Origin of the sequence: Nonomuraea sp. NPDC003709 (genome assembly GCF_040610775.1) — a bacterium.
Classification (GTDB): domain Bacteria; phylum Actinomycetota; class Actinomycetes; order Streptosporangiales; family Streptosporangiaceae; genus Nonomuraea; species Nonomuraea angiospora_A.
This window is the reverse complement of sequence record NZ_JBEXMW010000007.1, coordinates 439,103-458,061: the sequence shown is the minus strand read 5'-3', so window position 1 is coordinate 458,061 and position 18,959 is coordinate 439,103. Positions and strand designations below refer to the sequence as shown.

Sequence of the window (18,959 nt, the reverse complement as noted above, 5' to 3'; positions counted from 1 at the left end):
TGTTCAGCGTCCGCCGAGACCGCTGGTCGCGATCCCGCGTACGAGATGTTTCTGCAGGATGATGAGCAGCGCCGTGGTCGGCGCCATGGAGATCACGGCCGCGGCCATGATGAGGTTCCACTGGGTTCCCTGCTGCCCGAAAAAGAGCTGCAGACCCAGCGGGACCGTGGCCTTCTCGTCCACCGAGTTGATGATGATCAGCGGCCACAGGAAGCTGTTCCAGTAGTTGATGAACGTGAAGACCGCCAGCACCGCGAGCGCGGGCCTGACCAGCGGCAGCATGATGCTGGTGAAGACGCGCACCGGCCCCGCGCCGTCGAGGCGGGCGCTCTCGGCGAGCTCCTCGGGGATGGTCAGGAAGAACTGGCGCAGCATGAACGTCCCGAAGGCGGTGAACGCCCAGGGGAAGATCAGCGCCTGGAACGAGTCCACCCACCCGAACCAGCGCATCAGCATGAACATCGGCACGACCAGCACTTCCTGGGGGATCATCAGGGTGGCCAGGAAGACCAGGAAGACGCCGTCGCGACCGCGCCAGCGCAGTCGCGAGAAGGCGTACGCCGACATGCTCGACGCCACCAGCACCACGAGGGTGCCGCAGACGGCGACGGCGAGCCCGTTGACCACGAAACGCGCGAACGGCAGGAACTCGAACGCCTCGCTGTAGTTCTCCCACCGGATCACCGACCCGAACAGGCTCGGCGGCGAGCCGAACACCTCGTCGGCGCGCTTCAGCGACGTGGCCACCATGTACACCAGCGGCGACACGAAGGCGGCGGCCACCAGGTAGAGGGCGGCGTGCGAGACGACCAGCCGGACCCTGTGCGCCCATGGGGAGGCCGGGGCGGCGTGCGCGTGCTCAGACATCGTAGGTGACCCATCTGCGCTGGCCGGCGAACTGCATCGCGGTCACGCCCAGGATCAGCACGAACAGGATCCAGGCCGCGGCGGAGGCGAGTCCGAACTGGTAGACGGAGAAGCCCTGGTTGTAGACGAACATCATGAGGGTCTCGGTGTCGATGCCGGGCCCGCCGCCGGTCATCAGGAACGGCTGGGTGAAGACCTGGAACGACGTGATGAGCGTCATGGTCGTGGCGAAGAACATCGCCGGGGAGATCATCGGCAGCGTGATGCGGAAGAACAGCCGCCAGGGCCCCGCCCCGTCGATCTGCGCCGCCTCCACGAGCTGCCGCGGGATGGCGTCCAGGGCGGCCGAGAAGACCAGCATGTTGTACCCGAACCCCTGCCACACGCTCATCGCGACGACGGCGAACATGGCCCAGCCCTGCTCGCCGAGGAAGTTCGGCGCGTGCACGCCGGTGGCGGCGTGCAGCGTGCCGTCGATGAACCCGTTGGGCTGGTAGATCATCCGCCAGACGATCGCGTTGGCCACCATCGGCGTGACCACGGGCAGGAAGAAAACCACCCGCAGCGCCTGGCGGCCCTTGATGCGCGGCGAGATCCACACTGCCAGCCCCACCGACACGATGAGGTTGAGCGGCAGGTAGAGCACCACGAACAGCAACGTGTTGAACAGCGTCCGCCGGAACACGGGATCGCCGAACAGCGTCGCGAAGTTCCCCAGCCCGGTGAAGACGTGCTCGCCCACCGCGGGCCATCGGAAGAAGGCGATCACCAGGGACATCACGATCGGGAAGAGCGTGAACAGCGTCAATCCGATCAGGCTGGGCCCGGCGAACAGGGCGGCGACCCTTCCGTCGCCGCGCCGGCGGCGGGCACGCTGTCCGCGTGCTACCGCCGCTCGCCCGGGTATGGCGTCGTTGTACACGTCACTCCCTGTGGATGGTTGCGCATGCTCGTTACGCCGGTGCCTGCTGCTGGACCTGCTTGAGGACGTCCGCCGCCGTGCCCTGCCCGTTGAAGACCGGCACGCCGTACTGGGCCAGCAGCTTCGACACCTGGTCCCAGCTGGACGTCGTGCGGAACGGCGTCGCCGAGGCGTTGGCGGCGTCGAGGACCTCCTTGGCGCCCTCGAAGGCGTTCTCGTACCACTTGTTCTGGACGGACTTGCGCGCCGGGTAGGCGCGCCCGATGGTGGCGAGCTGCCCGAGCACGTCGGCGCTGGTCATCACGCTGATCGCCTTGAACGCCTCGTCGGGGTACTGGCACGACTGGGAGATACCGAAACCGGAGCCGGCCGAGTAGGTCTTGGACCCGCCGGGACCGGCGGGGATGGTGGCCAGGCCCACGCCGAACTTGGCCTGCTCCTTGAGCGACAGGACGGCCCAGGGCCCGTTCACCTGCATCGCCACGTTGCCGTTGAGGAACTGGGTGTCGGGGAAGTTGTTGTCCACGCCGGGCACCTTGGGCGCGACCCCGGCCTTGGCGACCAGGTCCGCGTACCACTGGAAGCCGGTCGCCATCGGCTCGGAGGTGAGGGTGAGCTTGCCGGACGCGTCCACCGGCTCCGCGCCGGTCTGCGACAGGATCATCGAGAACATCGGCAGGTCGATGGGGTAGGCCACGAAGCCGTACTTGCCGCCGGTGGTCAGCTTCTTGGCCGTGGCCTCGAAGTCGGCCATGCTCCAGCCGACCTTCGGCGCCGCCACGCCGGCCGCCTTGAACATGTCCTTGTTGTAGGTGACGATCAGCGAGCCGACGTCGTACGGCAGGGCGTACTGCTTGCCGCCGGAGGCCAGCCCGGCCATGATCGAGGAGTCGAAGTCGCCTGTGTCCAGGCTGTTCTTCTTGATCAGCTCGTCCAGCGGAAGCATGCCGTTGACGTAGCCGCCGGTGCGCAGGCTCTGCATGGAGACGATGCACGGCGCGCTGCCGCCGGCCAGGCGGGTGCCGAGCTTGGTGAAGTAGTCGTTGAACGGAGAGGTCTCCAGTGTGATCTTGATGTTCGGGTATTTCTTGGTGACCTCGTCGGCCACCTTCTGCCAGGCGTCGCGGTCCTCCGTGCCGGAGGCCCACATCGACCAGGTGAGCGTCACCGCTCCGTTGGTCGCCTTGCTGCCGCCTGATGATTGCTGACCGCCGTTGTCCCCACAACCGGCGGTGAATCCCCCCGCGATGACCACCGCTACGGCGACTGCCAATGATCGCCGACCGCCATGCATCCGCCTGCCCATCGCAGCTCCACTCAATAAGCTCGGGGCCGAGTTAATAATTGTGAAACTTAGGCGTCGCGCTCTGTAGTGTCAATGAGATCGAGGTGGAAATATCCGATGACTGCTCCTCGAGTCGCCCCTCGCGGAGATCTGACCCGCGTCGAGATCCTGGCGCTGCTCGGCACCGCGGGCGCCCTGGACCGCCGCCAGATCGCGGCCCGCCTCCGGCTCGGCGACGCGACCGTGCACGAGCACACGCGACGTCTCCTGGCCTGCGGCTACCTGCGGACTCTCGCCCCGCAGGCCGGGGCCGTCGGCAGGCCCCGCATCCCGCTCCAGGTGGTGCCCGAGGCCGCCGCGACCATGGGTGTACGGGTGGCCACCGACCATGTCGTCACCGTCGTCGCGGGTCTGGACGGTCGCGTGATCACATCCGATGTATCACCCTTCGACTGCCGTTCCGATCCGATCCCTCAGCTGCTCGCGGTGATCAACCACCGGCTGGCCGACCCCACCTTGGGGCCCAGGTTGCGGGCCGTGGGAGTGGTCACTCCGTCCTCTGTCGATTCGGCCACCGGCTATATACGTGTATGTCCCCGATTCGGCTGGAGCGAACTTCCCCTCGGCGAACGGCTGCGCGCCGAACTGCCGATCCCGGTGCTGGTCGACAACGATCTCCGGGCGAGCACCACCGCCGAGCTCCTGTACCGGACGGGCCGCGAGCACGACGACTTCCTGGTGCTCGGCATCGGCGACGGGGTGGGGCTCGGCGCGGTCCTGCAGCGGCGGGTGCACCGCGGCCCGAGCGGGCTCTCCGGCGAGTTCGGCCACACGCCGGTCGCCACCACCGGACCGCGCTGCGCCTGCGGTGCCCGAGGCTGCCTGGAGACGCTCACCAGTGACGGCGGCATCCTGCGGGCCGCGCGCCGCGCCGGCCTCGCCGAGGCGGCCACCACCATCGAGGAACTCCGCGCGCGCTGGGTCTCCGGCGGCGAGCCGGGGCTGGCGGAGGTCCTCGCCGGGATCGGCACCGTGCTCGGGCGGGCCGTCGCCGGCGTCGTCAACCTGCTCGGCACGCCCACCATCGCGGTCATCGGCGAGAACCACGTCCTCTGGCCGGGGCTGGAGCCGGGGTTCCTCGCCGCGATGCGGACCAGCCGGGTCACCGCCGCCCACCGCGTTCAGGTGATCGTCCGTCCCTGGAGCGATGCCCAGCACGCCCTGGGCGCCGCCGGCCTGGCCCTCGCCGCCCCGGAGACCCTCGGCTGACCGTTCGCCTGACCGTTCGCCTGACCACGGCGAACGGTCAGGAATGGAGAAGCGCCGGTCACCGGGCCGCAACTAGCGTCGTCGCCATGGACTTCACCATTCACCAGACGTTCCTCCCGCACAACGACCCGGAGGCCTCCCTGGCCTTCTACCGCGACAATCTGGGCTTCGAGGTCCGCAACGACGTCGGCGACGGCACGATGCGCTGGATCACCGTCGGCCCCGCCGGCCAGCCCGGCACGTCCGTCGTCCTGCACCCGGCGGGCGCCGAACCCGGCATCACCGACGACGAGCGCCGCACCATCCTCGAGATGATGGCCAAGGGCACCTACGCCCGCATGATCGTGGCCACCGCCGACCTCGACGGCGCCTTCGCGCGGCTGCGGGACGGCGGGGCCGAGGTCGTCCAGGAGCCGACCGAGCAGCCGTGGGGGATCCGCGACTGCGCCTTCCGCGACCCCGCGGGCAACATGATCCGCGTCAACGAGCTGGGCTGAGGGGCACCGATGACACAGCAGCAGCAGCGCAGGAGCGGTACGCCCGGGCCGATGTCACGGTGGATCCAGCGGAAGATGAACGCCCGGATGAGCCGCAAGATCCGGCGTGGCCAGGGCTCGTTCATGGGCATGGACGTGCTGATCCTGAACACGGTGGGCCGCCTGAGCGGGCAGCCGCGGCAGTCGCCCCTGGCGTGGTTCGCCGACGGCGAGGACGCCTGGCTGATCGTCGCGTCGGGCGGCGGGGGCCGGCACCCGGACTGGCACGCCAACCTGATGGCGCACCCCGAGCGGGCGTCGGTCGAGCTCCCCGGCCGCGACGCCGTGCCGGTGACGCCGCACCGGCTCGACGGCGCCGAGCGCGCGCAGGCATGGCAGCGCATCACCGCCGCCCAGCCCCGCTACGCCAAGTACCAGGCCAAATCCGACCGCGAGTACCCGGTGATCCGGCTCACCCCGCGGTGACGTCACCCCTTGAGGCCGGTGGTCGAGATGCCCTCGGTGATGCGTCGCTGGAAGATCAGGAAGAAACCCAGGATGGGGATCAGCGACAGCACCGCCATCGCGAGCATCGGCCCCCAGGTGGAGCCGCCGCTGGAGTCGAGGAACGCCCTGAGCGCCAGGGGCACCGTGTACGTGGACACGTCGCTCAGATAGACGAGCTGGCTGAAGAAGTCGTCCCAGGTCCAGATGAAGGTGAAGATCGCGGTCGTGATCAGCGCCGGCCGGGACAGCGGCAGGATGATCCGCCAGTACACCAGGACGGGCCCGCACCCGTCGATGCGGGCGGCGTCGTCCAGCTCGCGCGGCAGCGACCGGATGAACTGCACCATCAGGAAGATGAAGAACCCGTCCACCGCCAGGAACTTCGGCACGATGAGCGGCAGGAACGTGTCCACCCAGCCCAGATACTTGAACAGCGTGTACTGCGGCACGATCAGCACGTGGATGGGCAGCATGATCGACCCCAGCATGATCGCGAACCAGAGCTTCCTGAACCGGAAGCTCAGCCGGGCGAAGGCGAAGGCCGCCATCGAGCACGACATCACGTTCCCGGCCACGGCCGCCGCGGCGATGACGAACGAGTTCGCGAAGAACCCGCTGAAGGGCACGCCCAGCGCGGTCCACCCGGTGGCGTAGTTGTCCGCGACCACGGTCTCCGGCACCAGCCCGGGATCGGTGAAGATCTCGTCGTTGGGCTTGAACGAGGAGCTGATCAGCCAGAACAGCGGATAGAGCATGACGAGCGCCCCCACCACGACCAGCAGGTGGAGGGCCCAGCGGCGGCTAGTCGGCATAGTGCACCCAGTACTTCGAGGAGCGGAAGGCCAGCGCGGTGAAGGCCGCGGTCACCAGCAGGAGCACCCAGGCCAGCGCGGAGGCGTAGCCCATCCGGAAGTTCCCGAACCCCTCCTGGTAGATGAAGAGCGTGTAGAAGAGCGTGGAGTCGGCCGGTCCGCCGGTGCCGCCGCTGATGATGAAGGCGGGGGTGAAGGCCTTGAAGGCGTTCACGGTCTGCAGCACGAGATTGAAGAAGATGATCGGGCTGAGCATGGGCAGCGTGATGCGGAAGAACGCGCGCACCTTCCCGGCGCCGTCCACCGCGGCGGCGTCGTAGAGCTCGGCGGGGATCTGCTTCAGCCCGGCCAGGAAGATCAGCATGGGGGAGCCGAACTGCCAGATGTGCAGCAGGACCAGCGTGTAGATCGCGTACTGGGGTGTGGAGATCCAGCTCGGCCCCACGATCCCGAAATAGCTCAGGGCGTCGTTGATCAGGCCGTCCGCGCCGAAGATCTGCCGCCACAGGATCGCCACCGCGACGCTGCCGCCCAGCAGCGACGGCAGGTAGTAGGCGGCGCGGTAGACGCCGATGCCCCGCACGGGCCTGTTCAGCAGCACGGCGACCAGGAGCGCGAAGGCGCCGGACAGCGGCACGGAGAACACGACGTAGATCAGCGTGACCCGTACGGCGTTGACGAAGTGCGGGTCGTCGGTGAGCATCCTGGCGTAGTTGTCCAGCCCCACGAAGGACGGCGCGGTGAGCAGGTCGAAGTCGGTGAACGAGAGGGCCAGCGAGGCCAGGATCGGCCCGCCGGTCAGCAGGAGCAGCCCGGCGAACCACGGCAGCAGGAACAGGTAGGCCGCGCGTCCCTCTACTTGAGCACTCGTCGAGCTTCTTCGAAGAATCGGGACACCCCCTGCTCGATCGTGAGCTTGCCGAAGCCGATCTGCTGGTTGATGTTGGTGAGCACCTTGTTGTGCAGCTCCCCGGCGCCGAGCGGTTGCGGCGGCGGCAGCGGGCCGACCTGGTCCTTGATCGAGTCGATGTAGTCGTAGACCGGCTGCTCGGACGGCGACGCCTTGGGCCGCAGCGCGGCGCGGATCGGGGTCGCGGGCGGGATGCCGCGCTCCGACCCGAGCTGGCCGGCCACGTCCGGGTCCGCGACGAGCGCGTTGACCAGGGCCACCGCGTCGTCCTTGGCCTTGCTCCCGGAGCTGACGGTCAGCAGCATGGACGGTTTGTAGTACTGGCCGGGCTTGTCGCCGGTCGGGAGGGTGTGGACGCCGACCTCGTCCTTGGTGAGCGACATGTAGGCGGTGAGCTGGTTGGACCAGGCGAAGTCCATGACCGCCTTGCGGGTGGCGACCAGGCTGTTCTGCACGTCGCCCGCCGCGGTGGCCTGGACGTCCGGCGGCGTGGCCGCGCCCGCCTTGCGCAGGCCGTCCCAGAAGGTGAACCACTCCTTGAGGTCGTCCTCGTCGTAGGCCAGCCTGCCGTCGGCGGTGAAGAACATCTTGCCCCGCTCCAGCAGCCAGTTCTCCAGCGCGCCGCCGTCCTGGGCGCCGTCCTCGGTGCCGAAGACGCCCTTCCCGGCCAGCTTCTTGACCAGCTCGCCGTACTCGGGCCAGGTGAAGGTCTCGGGGATCTCCACGCCGCGCTCGGCCGCCAGGGTCTTGTTGACGATGAGGGCCGTGGAGTTGATGCCGAAGTTCACGGCGTACTGCTTGCCGTCGATCTTGCCGGCGTTCACCACGTCGGGGTCGAAGCCGGACAGGTCCAGGCCCTTGCCGACGTACGGGCCCAGGTCCAGCAGGCTGCCGCGCCTGGCGTACTCGCCGAGGTAGGAGTAGTCCATCTGGATCACGTCGGGGGCGTTGCCGCCCGCGGTCTGGGTGGCCAGCTTCTCCCAGTAGCCCTCCCAGCCGGAGAACTGGGTCTTGATCTGGATGCCGGGCTTCTTCTTCTTGAACGCGTCGATGGCCTTCTGCGTCGCGGTGTGCCGCGTCGTACTGCCCCACCAGGCGAACTGGAGGCCGGCACCCGAGCCTCCGCCTCCGGCGCAACCGGTCAGGGCGAGGGCGGCCGCGGTGACGCCGGCCTGGAGGAATCCACGTCTGCTGAGCTCTCTCATGCGGGGGGTCCATCCGTTATCAAATATTTAACTGGGGACGTTAATTGGCGGGTAACACGACGTCAACGCCACAGGTCAATCGGTTGCGGCTTCGAGACGATCCGACCTCTGGGGGTCTTGACCTTGCCGCTTTCCGGAAATACCGTTCATTGGTGCCCGATACGTCCGATCTATTTGCGGCGAGCGAGCCGTCCAGGCGCGAACTTCTCGGCGCCGCGCTGGCCGCTCCCGCGCTCGGCGGCGGTGGCGGTCCGCTGCTCCATGACGAGATCGACTGGGAACGCTTCCTGGCCGACGCCGACCTGGTGTGGAAGCGGATGCCGCAGACCTGGTACGAAGGGCCGTTCCTGGGCAACGGCTTCCTCGGCTCCGGCGTCTACGCGCAGCAGGACGCCAACGCCGTGCGCTTCACCGTGCAGCACAGCGAGGTCCAGGACCACCGCCCCGAGTACGGCGCGCTGTTCGGCCTGGCCCGGCTGCCCGTCGGCCACCTCACGCTGGAGCCCGTCGGCGCGATCACCGGCGTCGACTGGCGGCTCGACCTGTGGAACGCCGAGCTGACCGGCGCCATCACCACCTCCTCCGGCAGCCTGGAGATCAGGGCGTTGATCCACAACGACCGCTCCGTGCTGGCCGTCGAGGTCTTACCCAGCGACGGCGAGCGCGACTTCCGGTGGACCTTCCACCCCGAGGAGGCCGTCAGCCCCCGCGCCGACCCGATCTTCAACCGGCCGCCTCCGCCCGGCTACACCGCCAACCCCGCCCCGTCCGTGACCCGCCACGACGACCTGGAGCTGATCACCCAGCCGCTGCTGTCCGGCGGCGGGCACGCGACGGCCTGGCGAGAGGTGCGGCGCGGCGCACGGCGTACCCTCTACGCCGCGGTCGCCTGGTCGTTCCCGCGGGACACGGCGGGCGACGAGGCGGTCAGATCGGTACGATCCGCGGCCCGGCTGCCCGTCGAGGCGCTGGCCGCCGACCACCGGCGCTGGTGGCACGGCTACTACCGCAAGAGCTTCCTGTCGCTGCCCGACCAGCGGACGCAGAGCTTCTACTGGATCCAGCTCTACAAGGTCGCCGCCGCCGCGCGCGGGGACGCGCCGCCGATGGCGACCACCGGCCCGTGGCTGGAGCCGACGCCGTGGCCGGCCACCTGGTGGAACCTCAACGTGCAGCTCGAATACTGGCTGATCCACGGCTCGAACCACCTGGAGCTGGACGCGGTCACCAGGAGCCTGTCGCGGTACCGGCAGAACCTCATCGACCAGGTGACGTTCCCCGAGGACTCCGCGGGCATCCCGCGTACCACGGACATGACGCTCGACAACGGCTCCGGCCTCGGCAACAGCGGCTACCCGGTGGGCGTCCCCGGCCAGGCCACCCCCGTGCCCGAGGTCGGCAACCTGACCTGGGCGCTGCACAACGTCTGGCTGTCCTACCGGCACACGATGGACACCCGGATCGTGCGGGACGTGCTGTTCCCGCTGCTGCGCCGGGCGATCAACTACTACCTGCACTTCCTGGAGCCGGGCTCCGACGGGAAGCTGCACCTGCCCGCCACGTTCTCCCCGGAGTACGGGGTCAACGCGCCGGACACGAACTACGACCTGGCGCTGATCCGCTGGGGCTGCCGGACGCTCGTCGAGTCGGCGCGCCTGCTGCGCGTGCGCGACCCGCTGCTGCCGAAGTGGCAGGACGTGCTGGCGAACCTGGCCGGCTACCCGATCGACGAGAACGGCTTCATGATCGGAGCGGGCGCCCCCTTCGCCAAGTCGCACCGGCACTACTCCCACCTCCTGATGATCTATCCCCTGTACCTGGTCACGTGGGAGCAGGAGGACCAGCGCGCGCTCATCGAGAGGTCGCTCAAGCACTGGATCAGCTTCGAGGGCGCCCTGCAGGGCTACAGCTTCACCGGCGCGGCCTCGATCTCCGCGCAGATGTCGCGCGGCGACGACGCCCACTTCTACCTCGACGAGCTGCTGCGCCGCTTCGTCCAGCCCAACACGATGTACAAGGAGAGCGGCCCCGTCATCGAGACGCCGCTGTCCGCCGCCCAGTCCGTGCACGACATGATCTGCCAGAGCTGGGACGGCGTCATCAGGGTCCTGCCCGCCATGCCGGCCGCCTGGCCCGACGTCACCGTGCACAACTTCCTGACGCAGGGGGCGTTCCTGCTGTCGGCCGCCCGCCGCGGCGGCCGTACCGACTTCGTACGGCTGGTCTCGCTGGCCGGGGCGCCGTGCCGCGTCCGCACCGGCATCGACGGCCCCTTCACCGTACGGAGCGACGGCCGCAAGGTGCCGTGGCGGACGCTGCCCGGCGGGGACCTCGAGCTCGACCTGCGCCGTGGCGAGGAGGTCCTGATCCAGGCCCGGGGCGACGCGGTCATCCGCCCGGTGACCCCGGCGAACCAGGCCCGCTGGGGCCTGCCGGCCTAGGGTCTGATCCGTCCGCATTCCGGATGGTTCGCCCGTACAATCCCCATCGGGGGTGGGCGATGGCGACACGTTCCAGGGGCACCACCGCGTTACTCGCCGTCGCGGCGGGAGGGGTTTGGCTGCTGGTCGTCAACGCCCTGGGGGCCAGCCCGGGCGCCATCTGGCGGCACAGCCCGATATTCGTGCTCGGCGCGCTGGCCGGCGTCTCCTTCCTCGCGGGCGGGATCGTGGCCTGGCGCGAGCATCCGCGTAACCAGGTCGGCCCGCTCATGGCCGTGCTCGGGGTCGCCTGGATCCCCCAGCAGGTGCTGTTCTTCCCCGGACAGCAGCTGTGGGCGCTGTCGCTGTGCGGCCTGTGGGCGGGGATGGCCTGCCACCTGTTCCTCGCCTTCCCCACCGGCCGGCTGGACCTGGTGTCGTACAAGGTGGTGACCGGCCTGGCCTACGTCCTGGCCCTCGTGCTGCCCACGGCCAAGGCCCTCATGCGCCTTCCGATGCCCGTGCCGCTCCGGAATTTCACCGACGCGCTCGACGCCTCGTCCTGGCAGCTGACCGTCCTCATGTCGGGCATGGTGCTCGCTCTCAAGGCCAAGCGCTGGCGTCAGGCCAGCATGGCGCAGCGCCGGGCGGTCGCGCCGGTCACCGGCGCGTCGATGGTCGCGACGGTCGCCTTCGCCGTGGACCGGATGGCCGAGCTCTTCGGCCCGAACCCGCTGCAGGCCCCCATCACGCTCGTCATGCTGGTGTCCTTCATGGCGGTCCCGATGGCGTACCTGGTCGGCCTCATGCGCAGCCGGATGGACCACGGCCGGGTGGCCGATCTCGTGGTACGCCTGAGCAGGCGAGAACGGCGGGGCACGCTGCGCGACGAGCTGGCCGCCACCCTGCGGGACCCCGGGCTGGTCGTGGGCTACTGGACGGCCGAGCAGGACAGGTACGTGGACGCCGACGGCCGCCCGGTCGACCTGAACCCGGGGCCGAGCAGGGTCGTCACCCGCGTCGACCAGGGCGAGGCGCCGCTCGCCGTACTCGTGCACGACGTCGCCCTCCTCGAACAGCCCCTTCTCGTCGAGGCCGCGTGCGCCGCCGCGGCGCTCGCCCTGGAGAACGAGCGGCTCACCGCGGACCTGCGGGCCCGCCTGCGGCAGCTCGCGGCCTCGCGGCGGCGGATGTTGCAGTGGGGCGAGGCCGAGCGCCGCAGGTTCGAACGCGACCTGCACGACGGCGTGCAGCAGCGGCTGCTGTCGGTGGCGATGACGCTCGGGCTGGCCGAGGCCGGCACCGACCCCGGGCGGGCCGCGCCGCTCATCGGCGAGGCCAAGACGGCGGTGCTGGCCGCGCTGGACGACCTGCGCGCGGTCAGCCACGGCATCCACCCGCCGGTGCTGACCGAGCGCGGCCTGTCCGGCGCGGTCAAGGAGCTGGCCGCGGTCGCCCCCATGGCCGTCACCTGCGACCTGGCGCTGGACGAGCCGCTCCCGCAGGCCGTGGAGAGCGCGGCCTACTACATCGTCAACGAGGCCCTGGCCAACGTGACCAAGCACGCCGCCGCGTCGAAGGCATGGGTACGGCTCGCCCTGGTCGGCCGCCGCCTCCTGGTCGAGGTGGGCGACGACGGCGTGGGCGGGGCCGATCCCGCGCTCGGCTCGGGGCTCGCCGGGCTCGCCGACCGCGCCGAGGCCAACGGCGGCAAGCTCACGATCGACAGCCCACCGGGGAAGGGAACCGTGCTGAAGGTGGTCCTGCCGTGCGCGTAGCGATCTGCGAGGACTCCACGCTGTTCCGCGAGGGCCTGGCCCGGCTGCTGACCGAGGCCGGGTTCGCGGTGGCGGCGTCAGTCGAGCACGCCGACGAGCTGCTCGCCCATGTGGCGAAGGACCCGCCCGACGTGGCCGTGCTCGACATCCGGTTGCCGCCCACGCACACCGACGAGGGCCTGCGCGCCGCGGTCACGCTGCGGGAGCGGCATCCGCAGGTGGGGGTGCTGGTGCTGTCGCAGTACGTACGGGTGAGCTACGCGGTCGAGCTGCTCGGCGGCCGCACGGAGGGTGTGGGCTACCTGCTGAAGGACCGGGTGTCGGACCTGGCCGAGTTCGCCGCGGCCATCCGCCGGGTGGGGTCGGGCGGGTCCGCGCTGGACCCGGTCGTGGTCGAGCAGCTCGTCGGCCGCCACCGGCAGCCCGGCGACCCGCTGCGCATGCTCACCGAGCGGGAGCGCGCCGTGCTGCGGTTGATGGCCGAGGGGCGTACGAACATGGCGATCGCCGAGCTGCTGGTCATCGCCGAGCGCACCGTGGAGAAGCACTGCACCAGCATCTTCGTCAAGCTCGGCCTGGAGGCGAGCCCGCACGACCACCGGCGGGTGCTCGCGGTGTTGCGCTATCTGAACGCCTGAGGGGTGCGGATAACCGTACCTACCGGTGGGTGCCAGCCGGGTTCCGCTTCCGGTGGCCATCGCGAAGGATCGGATCAACGGAAGGAGCATGCTCATGGTGGCAGTGGACGCCGGGGTCCGGCGGCTGCTGGCGGACTCCGGGGAAGCACGTACATGGGTGAGCCCTCGGGCGGACCTGGTCATGGCGTTGCTCGGAGTCTGGTACGGCGTCGGGCTGATGATCGACGCCTGGGCGCACAGCACCCTGGCCGAGTTGGAGACGTTCTTCACGCCGTGGCACGCGGCGTTCTACTCGGGGTTCGCGGCGGTGTCGGGGTGGATCATCTGGCAGGTCTACCGCAACGTGCGCACCGGCCGAAGCGGGCTGGCCGCGGTGCCGAACGGGTACCTGGCGGGGTTGCTCGCCATCCCGGGGTTCGCCGCGTTCGGGTTCGCCGACATGATGTGGCACACGTTCCTGGGCATCGAGCAGACCATCGACATCCTGTTCAGCCCGTCCCACCTGGGGCTGATCCTGACGATGATGCTCATCATCACGACCCCGCTCCGCTCGGCCTGGAGCGCCCCGGACATCGGGGAGCGGCCCCGGCTGTCGCGGCTGCTGCCGGCGCTGATCGGGCTCGGCTTCGGCGCCACGCTGGTGTCGCTGTTCGTGTCGTACGGCAACGCCATGCAGCGCAGCCCGAACGGCATCGTCCGGGACTTCTCCGCCCTGGAGGGCAACGGCGCCGACATACTGGCCGCATCGATGATCATCACGAACATCATGGTGCTCGCTCCCGTGCTGTTCCTCCTGCGGCGCTGGCAGCTGCCGTTCGGGAGCGCGACCGTGCTGTCCGCGGTCGGCATCCTGATGCCGGGCGCGCAGACGGCCTTCCGCAACCTGCCGATCCTGCTGACGTTCGTCGCCGCCGGGCTGGTGAGTGATCTGCTGATCCGGTGGCTGCGGCCCTCGCGGGAGCGCCGGGGCGCCTACTGGGCCTTCGCCGGCCTGTCGGCGTTCGCCACCTGGTCCCTGTACATCGCGGTCGCCTCCGTGTTCGCCGGGCAGCTGCCCGTCGTACCCGAGCTCTGGACCGGGGCCCCGATCGTGGCGGGTCTGGTCGGCCTGGCCCTCGGCGCCCTGTTCCTTCCGAACGCGCTGCCCGCGGAGACCGGCGAGTCCGGCGCCCGGCGGGCATGATCCGGCTTCTCTGCCTGGTCGGCCTGCTGGTGGTGCTGCTGGCTTCGCCGGCGGCGGCGCACGACGTCAAGGCGGGGTCGGACCTGCGGATCGCGCAGACGATCGCGGGCGCGGAGCTGACCCTCGTGATCAAGGCCACGACCCGGGTGCCGGGGCCGCTGCGCGTCGAGGTGATCGGGTTCCCGTCCGCCCCGACGCTGGACCTGCGGCTCCGGTCGGTGACCGACGGGCGGGTCGTGACCGGCACGGTGACGCCGGGCCGCCCCGCCCAGCTGCGGGTCGAGGAGACCGGGCCGCACGAGCTGACCGTCGGCGCCGGGGGCGAGAGCGCGGTGATCCCGTTCCGGGTCCTGGTGGACCGGGGTTCGGGGTGGGAGTTCCTGATCTACGGCGGCCTGTTCGTGGCCGGGCTGCTCCTGGTGGGCGGGCTGCTCACCGGCGCGTTCAACCGGCGCGGCCGGTCGGCGTTCGTGGTGACCGCGGTCGCCGCGGCGGGGCTCGCGGTGGCCGCGCTGATCGTGATCCTCGACCCCTGGCTGCCCGCCCGGTCGCCGGACGGCGCCGAGCCGCGTCCCACGGACTCACTGCTCGGCCGACCGTACGTGCAGCGGGTCGTCACCACGATCCCCGCCGCCCCGGCGGTAGGCGAGGAGTTCGTGGCGCGCGTGGAGCTGTTCGACGGGTCCACCGGGCGTCCCGTCGACGACCTCACCATCCACCACGAGGCCATGGCCCACCTGGTGGTCACCAGCGAGGACGGCCGTTACTTCCGCCACGTCCATCCGCTGCGCACCGCGCCCGGCCGCCTGGAGGTACGGCTGCGCGCCGACCGCCCCGGCCGCTATCTCACCTACGTCGAGCTCGAACGCACCGACTCCGGCGGCCAGCTCCTCACCGGCTCTTTCACGGTCACCGGCGCGGCGAAGCCCGCGGCCGCGTCCGACCCGGCGATCCAGGACGCCGCCGCCGGGACGGTCACGGTGACGCCCGCCGCACCGCAGGCGGGACGGGCGGCCACCGTCGAGGTGGCCACCAGCGGCACGCCGCGGCCGTGGCTCGGGATGGCGGGTCACCTCATCGTGCGTGGCGCGGACGGCGAGTTCCTCGGCCACGTCCACGAGATGGGGACGCCCGGCAGCCGGCTGCGCTTCACGTTCAGCTTCCCCGCGCCGGGCCGCTACCTCGCCTGGGCGCAGTACGCGACGGACCGCGGCATCACCACCGTGCCCTTCACCGTGGAGGTTCCCCGATGAAGCAGGTCAAGGGCCTGAGGCTGCTGATCCTCGGCGGGCTCGTGGCGGTCGTGGTGGCCGCGTTCGTCATCGCCCGCACCTCGGGCCCGGACCCGGTGACCACGACGGGAACCCGTTACGCCGTCACCGTCACGGCCGACCGGAGCGCGGTCGACATCCGGGTGGACAGGGGCGAGGCCGACACGGTCATCGTCGCCGCCGTGATGACCACCATGGGTCACGCGGTGCCCGAGGTCACCGCCAGGAAGGCCGCCCCCGGCCACTTCGTCGCCGAGGGTGACCTGTTCCTCATGAACGGCGCGTGGGAACTGTCGGTCCGCCTCGCCGGCCGCTCCGGCGAGGAGACCCTCACGCTCAACACTCTCGTCACCGACTAGCTCTCCGGGCCCTTCGGCGAGTTGTCGCAGGACGGTGACGAGGGTCACGGTTGCCCTCCGGCGAGCTGTCGCAGGACGGTGACGAGGGTCACGGTTGCCCTCCCGCGAGTTGTCGCAGGACGGTGACGAGGCCGGCCGTGTCGGGCACGGCCCGGAAGAACTCGGCGTCGGCCCGCTCCACCTCCTCGACGGCTCGCCGGGCCAGGTCGGCGCCCTGATCGGTGACCCGCAGCAGGCGGGCGCGGCTGTCGGCGGGATCCGGCTCACGGACGAGCAGGCCCTTTTCCTCCAGCTTGCGCACGACCTGGGAGGTCATCTTGACGTCGGTGTCGGCGAACGTGGCGACGGCGAGTTGATTGGGCAGCTCGCCGTGCCGGTTCAGCCACTCGGTGCTGGCCAGCAGCACGAACTGGACGTGCGTCAGATCGAAGGGCGCCAGCGCGGCGGCGATGGCCCGCTGCCAGCGCAACGTGGTCCGCCAGAGCAGCAATCCCGGGCTGTCGTCGGGCGCGAGCGCCATCTCAGGACGCCTCGGCCAGCTTGATCAGGGCGGCCATGGCGTCGGGGACGTCGGAGGTGACCATCGGGCCGATCTCCTCGGCGCCCGGGCCGGTGATCTCGACGCGGTGGGTGACGCGGGTGCCGGTACCGGTCTCCGCCAGCCGGTGGATGAAGCGCAGGGTCAGCTCTCCGACGACGGTCTCGTCGGTGAACAGCTCGCCGGTGACCAGCTCGACGATGCGGAAGCGGACGGTGTCCTGGCCTTCGGGGGTCATGGTGCCCTCGGTGCCCACCTCGAAGGGGCCCTCCAGGTCGATCTGGAGGAGGCTGGTGTCCCATGCGGTCCAGCCGTTGACGTCGGCGTAGAGGGCCCAGACGGCCGCGGCGGGGGCGGGGGTGTCCAGCGTGTGCTCGTAGGCGTACATGCCGCGTTCCTCCTGGAGGGTTTGATCCGTGCGCAGACTATCTACGCGTAGACTATATCGCCCGGAGCTGGCGGGTGATGGAGGGGTCGGTGATGGCGGTGTCGTTCGCCAGCAGGAAGGCCTTGCTGAGGATGAGCGCCAACCGGCCGTCCTCCTCGAACGGAAGGAACAGCCCGGCCTGGGGGGCTCTTGCGGCGACGATGCACAGGTAGGCGTCGTTGGGTTCCATCAGGATGTTCGCCGACCCCAGGTGGATCTTGTAGGTGCGCAGATCACCGCGTACCACCAGGAAACGGTCGGTCATGGTGCAGCGGTCGGCGATGGTCGTACGCCCGATCAACCGGGACAGCGCGTCGCGGCGCACCTCGGCGGAGGGCGGCAGGGCCGCGAACGAGCCCGTCCGCCAGTAGTCCCGCAGGTGGTCCGGCCCCTGGTCGGCCCACTGGGGATCGCTCGTGATCGAGGCGACGCCCACGAACAGGTCCACGTCCCGCATGGCCTCGCTGAACACCAGCGCGGGAACCTCGGTCAACGGCGCCTGCTGCCACCTGCCCTCGGTCAGCCGTTGGAAGTGGACCCGGCCGGTGCTCGCGTGGTGCTCGTCGTACAGGCCGTGGTCGAAGTACACCCGCCACCGTCCGCTCGCCAGCACCCGATGGGCCGCACCCTGGTAGCCGTCGTCCCACTGCCCGAGGAAGGGCGACTGCCAGCCGCGCTGTTTGAACAGCGCCCGGAGCCTGCGATAGTCCACCACGTGCCCGTCGAACCGGCAGGAGTGGATCCCGGTCTCCTCCTCGGCGGGCGTGAGCAGGTAGACCTCGCGGAAGGCCTGCTTGAACGGCTGGCGCAGCTCCTTGCCCTGCACCACCTCCCGCCAGGCGCGGACCTCCTCCACCGACGCGCGGGCCGGATGCCACAGCCGTACGGGCACGTCCGACACGCTCATCCCCAGCTCGCCGCGCCACACGCCGGGCGAGACCTCGAACTCCCAGATCAGCCGGTCGACGACCGAGCGGCCCTCCAACTGCCGGTAGGGCGCGGCCTCCTCGCCGGTGTATCCGGCTTCCAGCGCCCTGAACAGGGTCGTCTGCTGCTGCATGGTCTGCTTGGCCAGCTCGCGCAGCCGCTTGACCTCGTCCGGGTGCTCCCGCCTGACCGCCGCCGGGACCGCTTTCAGCTTCCTGTCGCCGTGCCACCACGACAGCTCGACCTCGCCGTCGGTCGAGATCACCGCCGTGTGCTCGCCGAACGCCTGCCGTACGCGCCCGTCGGGCAGCCTGAACGCCACCTCCAGCCGCTGGCCCAGGGCGGGCTCGATGCGCTTGAACATGCGATCCAGCTGCTTGGGCACCCCGGCGTGCCGGGTGAGCTGGCGGGCGGCGCGCAGCGCGGAGATCGCCTCGGGCGTCGGGTGGTCCCGCACCGCGCGGGCGATCTCGAACAGCAGTGCCTGGGAGGGCAGGGTCTTGGCCTGGGTGGGCGCCACCGCGATCCCGCGCGCCAGCGGGTCCAGCAGGCCGGGCAGCCAGGGCTCGTCCCGGTAGAGCGCCAGCCGTACGGCCCGGCCGAGGGTCGACTTCTCGTCGTCGCCGAACGCCTTCTCCGCCGTGTAGGGAATCTCGCCGGCGTGGATCGCCGCGACGCGGGCCTGGGCCGCCTCCAGCGCCGTCCGGGCGAAGTCGGGGTAGCCGGCCAGGGCGTCGAGCCATTCGATCACGCCGGGCAGCGGCTCCTCCCACCGCACCCGCGTCGCCTCGGCGAACAGCGCCCGGCGTTCGACGTCCCAGCCGAGCAGCAGGTCCGTCTCGGCGACCGCGATCGGCCCGCACCTCTCGGCGAGCCGGGCGCTCACTTCGGCGTCCATGCCCGCCAGCCCCGCCGCCACCAGCACGGGGAAGCGTCCGTACGACCATGGCCCGTCCTCCGGCAGCAGGAACTCGACCAGCTCGCGGGCCGGCGCGGCCAGCTGCTGCCTGGCGCGCTCGTCGATCGCGTACCGCCCCGGTGCCGAGCCGGCGACGCCGGTCAGCCCGACGTTCAGCTGGGAGGCGTCGGGCCAGCGCGTGGGGTCGTTCGCGGTCCCGTTGATCAGATTGAGCAGGCGCTGCGCGAGGGGGGAGAGGGGCATGCC

Annotated in this window: 18 protein-coding genes; 9 read left to right on the top strand and 9 right to left on the bottom strand. The window is 70.4% G+C overall.

Annotated elements, in window-relative coordinates:
• Window positions 1–3: 3 nt before the first annotated feature.
• Genes ABZX61_RS23985 through ABZX61_RS23975 form a run of 3 tightly spaced genes read right to left on the bottom strand, consistent with a single transcriptional unit; the run spans window position 4 to window position 2,957 of the window.
• On the bottom strand, window positions 4–867 hold the full coding sequence (locus tag ABZX61_RS23985; protein WP_355197688.1) for a carbohydrate ABC transporter permease: 864 nt from the start codon (window positions 865–867) through the stop codon (window positions 4–6).
• A complete protein-coding gene (locus tag ABZX61_RS23980) occupies window positions 860–1,789 on the bottom strand; it encodes a sugar ABC transporter permease (RefSeq protein WP_355197686.1) in 930 nt (309 codons plus the stop codon). Before ABZX61_RS23980 ends, ABZX61_RS23985 begins: the two co-directional genes overlap by 8 nt.
• 31 nt (window positions 1,790–1,820) lie before the next feature.
• Window positions 1,821–2,957 carry a sugar ABC transporter substrate-binding protein gene (locus tag ABZX61_RS23975; protein WP_350726027.1) on the bottom strand — a complete coding sequence of 379 codons (1,137 nt, stop codon included), beginning with the start codon at window positions 2,955–2,957 and terminating at the stop codon, window positions 1,821–1,823.
• Between the two features lie 234 nt (window positions 2,958–3,191).
• On the opposite strand from ABZX61_RS23975, the gene ABZX61_RS23970 reads away from it, so the two are divergent.
• From ABZX61_RS23970 to ABZX61_RS23960, 3 genes are all read left to right on the top strand, one after another.
• Window positions 3,192–4,343, top strand: a complete 1,152-nt coding sequence (locus ABZX61_RS23970; RefSeq protein WP_355197683.1) for an ROK family protein — start codon at window positions 3,192–3,194, stop codon at window positions 4,341–4,343.
• Window positions 4,344–4,429: 86 nt separating this feature from the next.
• Complete coding sequence (locus tag ABZX61_RS23965) at window positions 4,430–4,840, top strand: VOC family protein (protein WP_350726024.1); 411 nt, start codon at window positions 4,430–4,432, stop codon at window positions 4,838–4,840.
• 9 nt (window positions 4,841–4,849) lie between these two features.
• Window positions 4,850–5,305, top strand: a complete 456-nt coding sequence (locus ABZX61_RS23960) for a nitroreductase family deazaflavin-dependent oxidoreductase (RefSeq protein ID WP_355197681.1) — start codon at window positions 4,850–4,852, stop codon at window positions 5,303–5,305.
• 2 nt (window positions 5,306–5,307) lie between these two features.
• Here the strand turns inward: ABZX61_RS23960 and ABZX61_RS23955 are convergent, their stop codons facing one another.
• Genes ABZX61_RS23955 through ABZX61_RS23945 form a run of 3 tightly spaced genes read right to left on the bottom strand, consistent with a single transcriptional unit; the run spans window position 5,308 to window position 8,253 of the window.
• Window positions 5,308–6,138: a carbohydrate ABC transporter permease gene (locus ABZX61_RS23955; protein ID WP_350726020.1), complete on the bottom strand. Its 831-nt coding sequence runs from the start codon at window positions 6,136–6,138 to the stop codon at window positions 5,308–5,310.
• Window positions 6,128–7,027 carry a sugar ABC transporter permease gene (locus ABZX61_RS23950; protein WP_355197845.1) on the bottom strand — a complete coding sequence of 300 codons (900 nt, stop codon included), beginning with the start codon at window positions 7,025–7,027 and terminating at the stop codon, window positions 6,128–6,130. The genes ABZX61_RS23955 and ABZX61_RS23950 overlap by 11 nt, the downstream gene beginning before the upstream one ends.
• Window positions 6,994–8,253: an extracellular solute-binding protein gene (locus ABZX61_RS23945; RefSeq protein WP_355197679.1), complete on the bottom strand. Its 1,260-nt coding sequence runs from the start codon at window positions 8,251–8,253 to the stop codon at window positions 6,994–6,996. The genes ABZX61_RS23950 and ABZX61_RS23945 overlap by 34 nt, the downstream gene beginning before the upstream one ends.
• A 152-nt stretch (window positions 8,254–8,405) precedes the next feature.
• Between ABZX61_RS23945 and ABZX61_RS23940 the strand changes: the two genes are divergently transcribed.
• The 6 genes from ABZX61_RS23940 (at window position 8,406) to ABZX61_RS23915 (ending at window position 15,902) form a co-directional block, all read left to right on the top strand.
• Entirely contained in the window at window positions 8,406–10,694 is a 2,289-nt protein-coding gene (locus tag ABZX61_RS23940; protein ID WP_355197678.1) for a glycoside hydrolase family 95-like protein, read from the top strand.
• Window positions 10,695–10,753: 59 nt separating this feature from the next.
• Window positions 10,754–12,451: a sensor histidine kinase gene (locus ABZX61_RS23935; protein ID WP_355197677.1), complete on the top strand. Its 1,698-nt coding sequence runs from the start codon at window positions 10,754–10,756 to the stop codon at window positions 12,449–12,451.
• Window positions 12,442–13,089 carry a response regulator transcription factor gene (locus ABZX61_RS23930; RefSeq protein WP_350726012.1) on the top strand — a complete coding sequence of 216 codons (648 nt, stop codon included), beginning with the start codon at window positions 12,442–12,444 and terminating at the stop codon, window positions 13,087–13,089. The genes ABZX61_RS23935 and ABZX61_RS23930 overlap by 10 nt, the downstream gene beginning before the upstream one ends.
• A gap of 94 nt (window positions 13,090–13,183) precedes the next feature.
• The gene (locus ABZX61_RS23925; protein ID WP_355197675.1) at window positions 13,184–14,272 is read left to right on the top strand and encodes a hypothetical protein; all 1,089 of its coding nucleotides are present in this window, start codon (window positions 13,184–13,186) and stop codon (window positions 14,270–14,272) included.
• Entirely contained in the window at window positions 14,269–15,525 is a 1,257-nt protein-coding gene (locus ABZX61_RS23920) for a hypothetical protein (RefSeq protein WP_355197673.1), read from the top strand. Before ABZX61_RS23925 ends, ABZX61_RS23920 begins: the two co-directional genes overlap by 4 nt.
• A complete protein-coding gene (locus ABZX61_RS23915) occupies window positions 15,522–15,902 on the top strand; it encodes a hypothetical protein (RefSeq protein WP_355197671.1) in 381 nt (126 codons plus the stop codon). Before ABZX61_RS23920 ends, ABZX61_RS23915 begins: the two co-directional genes overlap by 4 nt.
• 88 nt (window positions 15,903–15,990) lie before the next feature.
• Here ABZX61_RS23915 and ABZX61_RS23910 read toward each other — a convergent pair whose 3' ends face one another.
• Genes ABZX61_RS23910 through ABZX61_RS23900 form a run of 3 tightly spaced genes read right to left on the bottom strand, consistent with a single transcriptional unit; the run spans window position 15,991 to window position 18,956 of the window.
• Window positions 15,991–16,422, bottom strand: coding sequence for a MarR family transcriptional regulator (locus tag ABZX61_RS23910; RefSeq protein WP_355197669.1), 432 nt, complete (start codon window positions 16,420–16,422; stop codon window positions 15,991–15,993).
• A 1-nt stretch (window position 16,423) separates the two neighbouring features.
• Window positions 16,424–16,828 carry an SRPBCC family protein gene (locus tag ABZX61_RS23905; protein ID WP_355197668.1) on the bottom strand — a complete coding sequence of 135 codons (405 nt, stop codon included), beginning with the start codon at window positions 16,826–16,828 and terminating at the stop codon, window positions 16,424–16,426.
• Between the two features lie 52 nt (window positions 16,829–16,880).
• Window positions 16,881–18,956, bottom strand: a complete 2,076-nt coding sequence (locus tag ABZX61_RS23900) for a DUF4132 domain-containing protein (RefSeq protein WP_355197666.1) — start codon at window positions 18,954–18,956, stop codon at window positions 16,881–16,883.
• Window positions 18,957–18,959 lie beyond the last annotated feature (3 nt).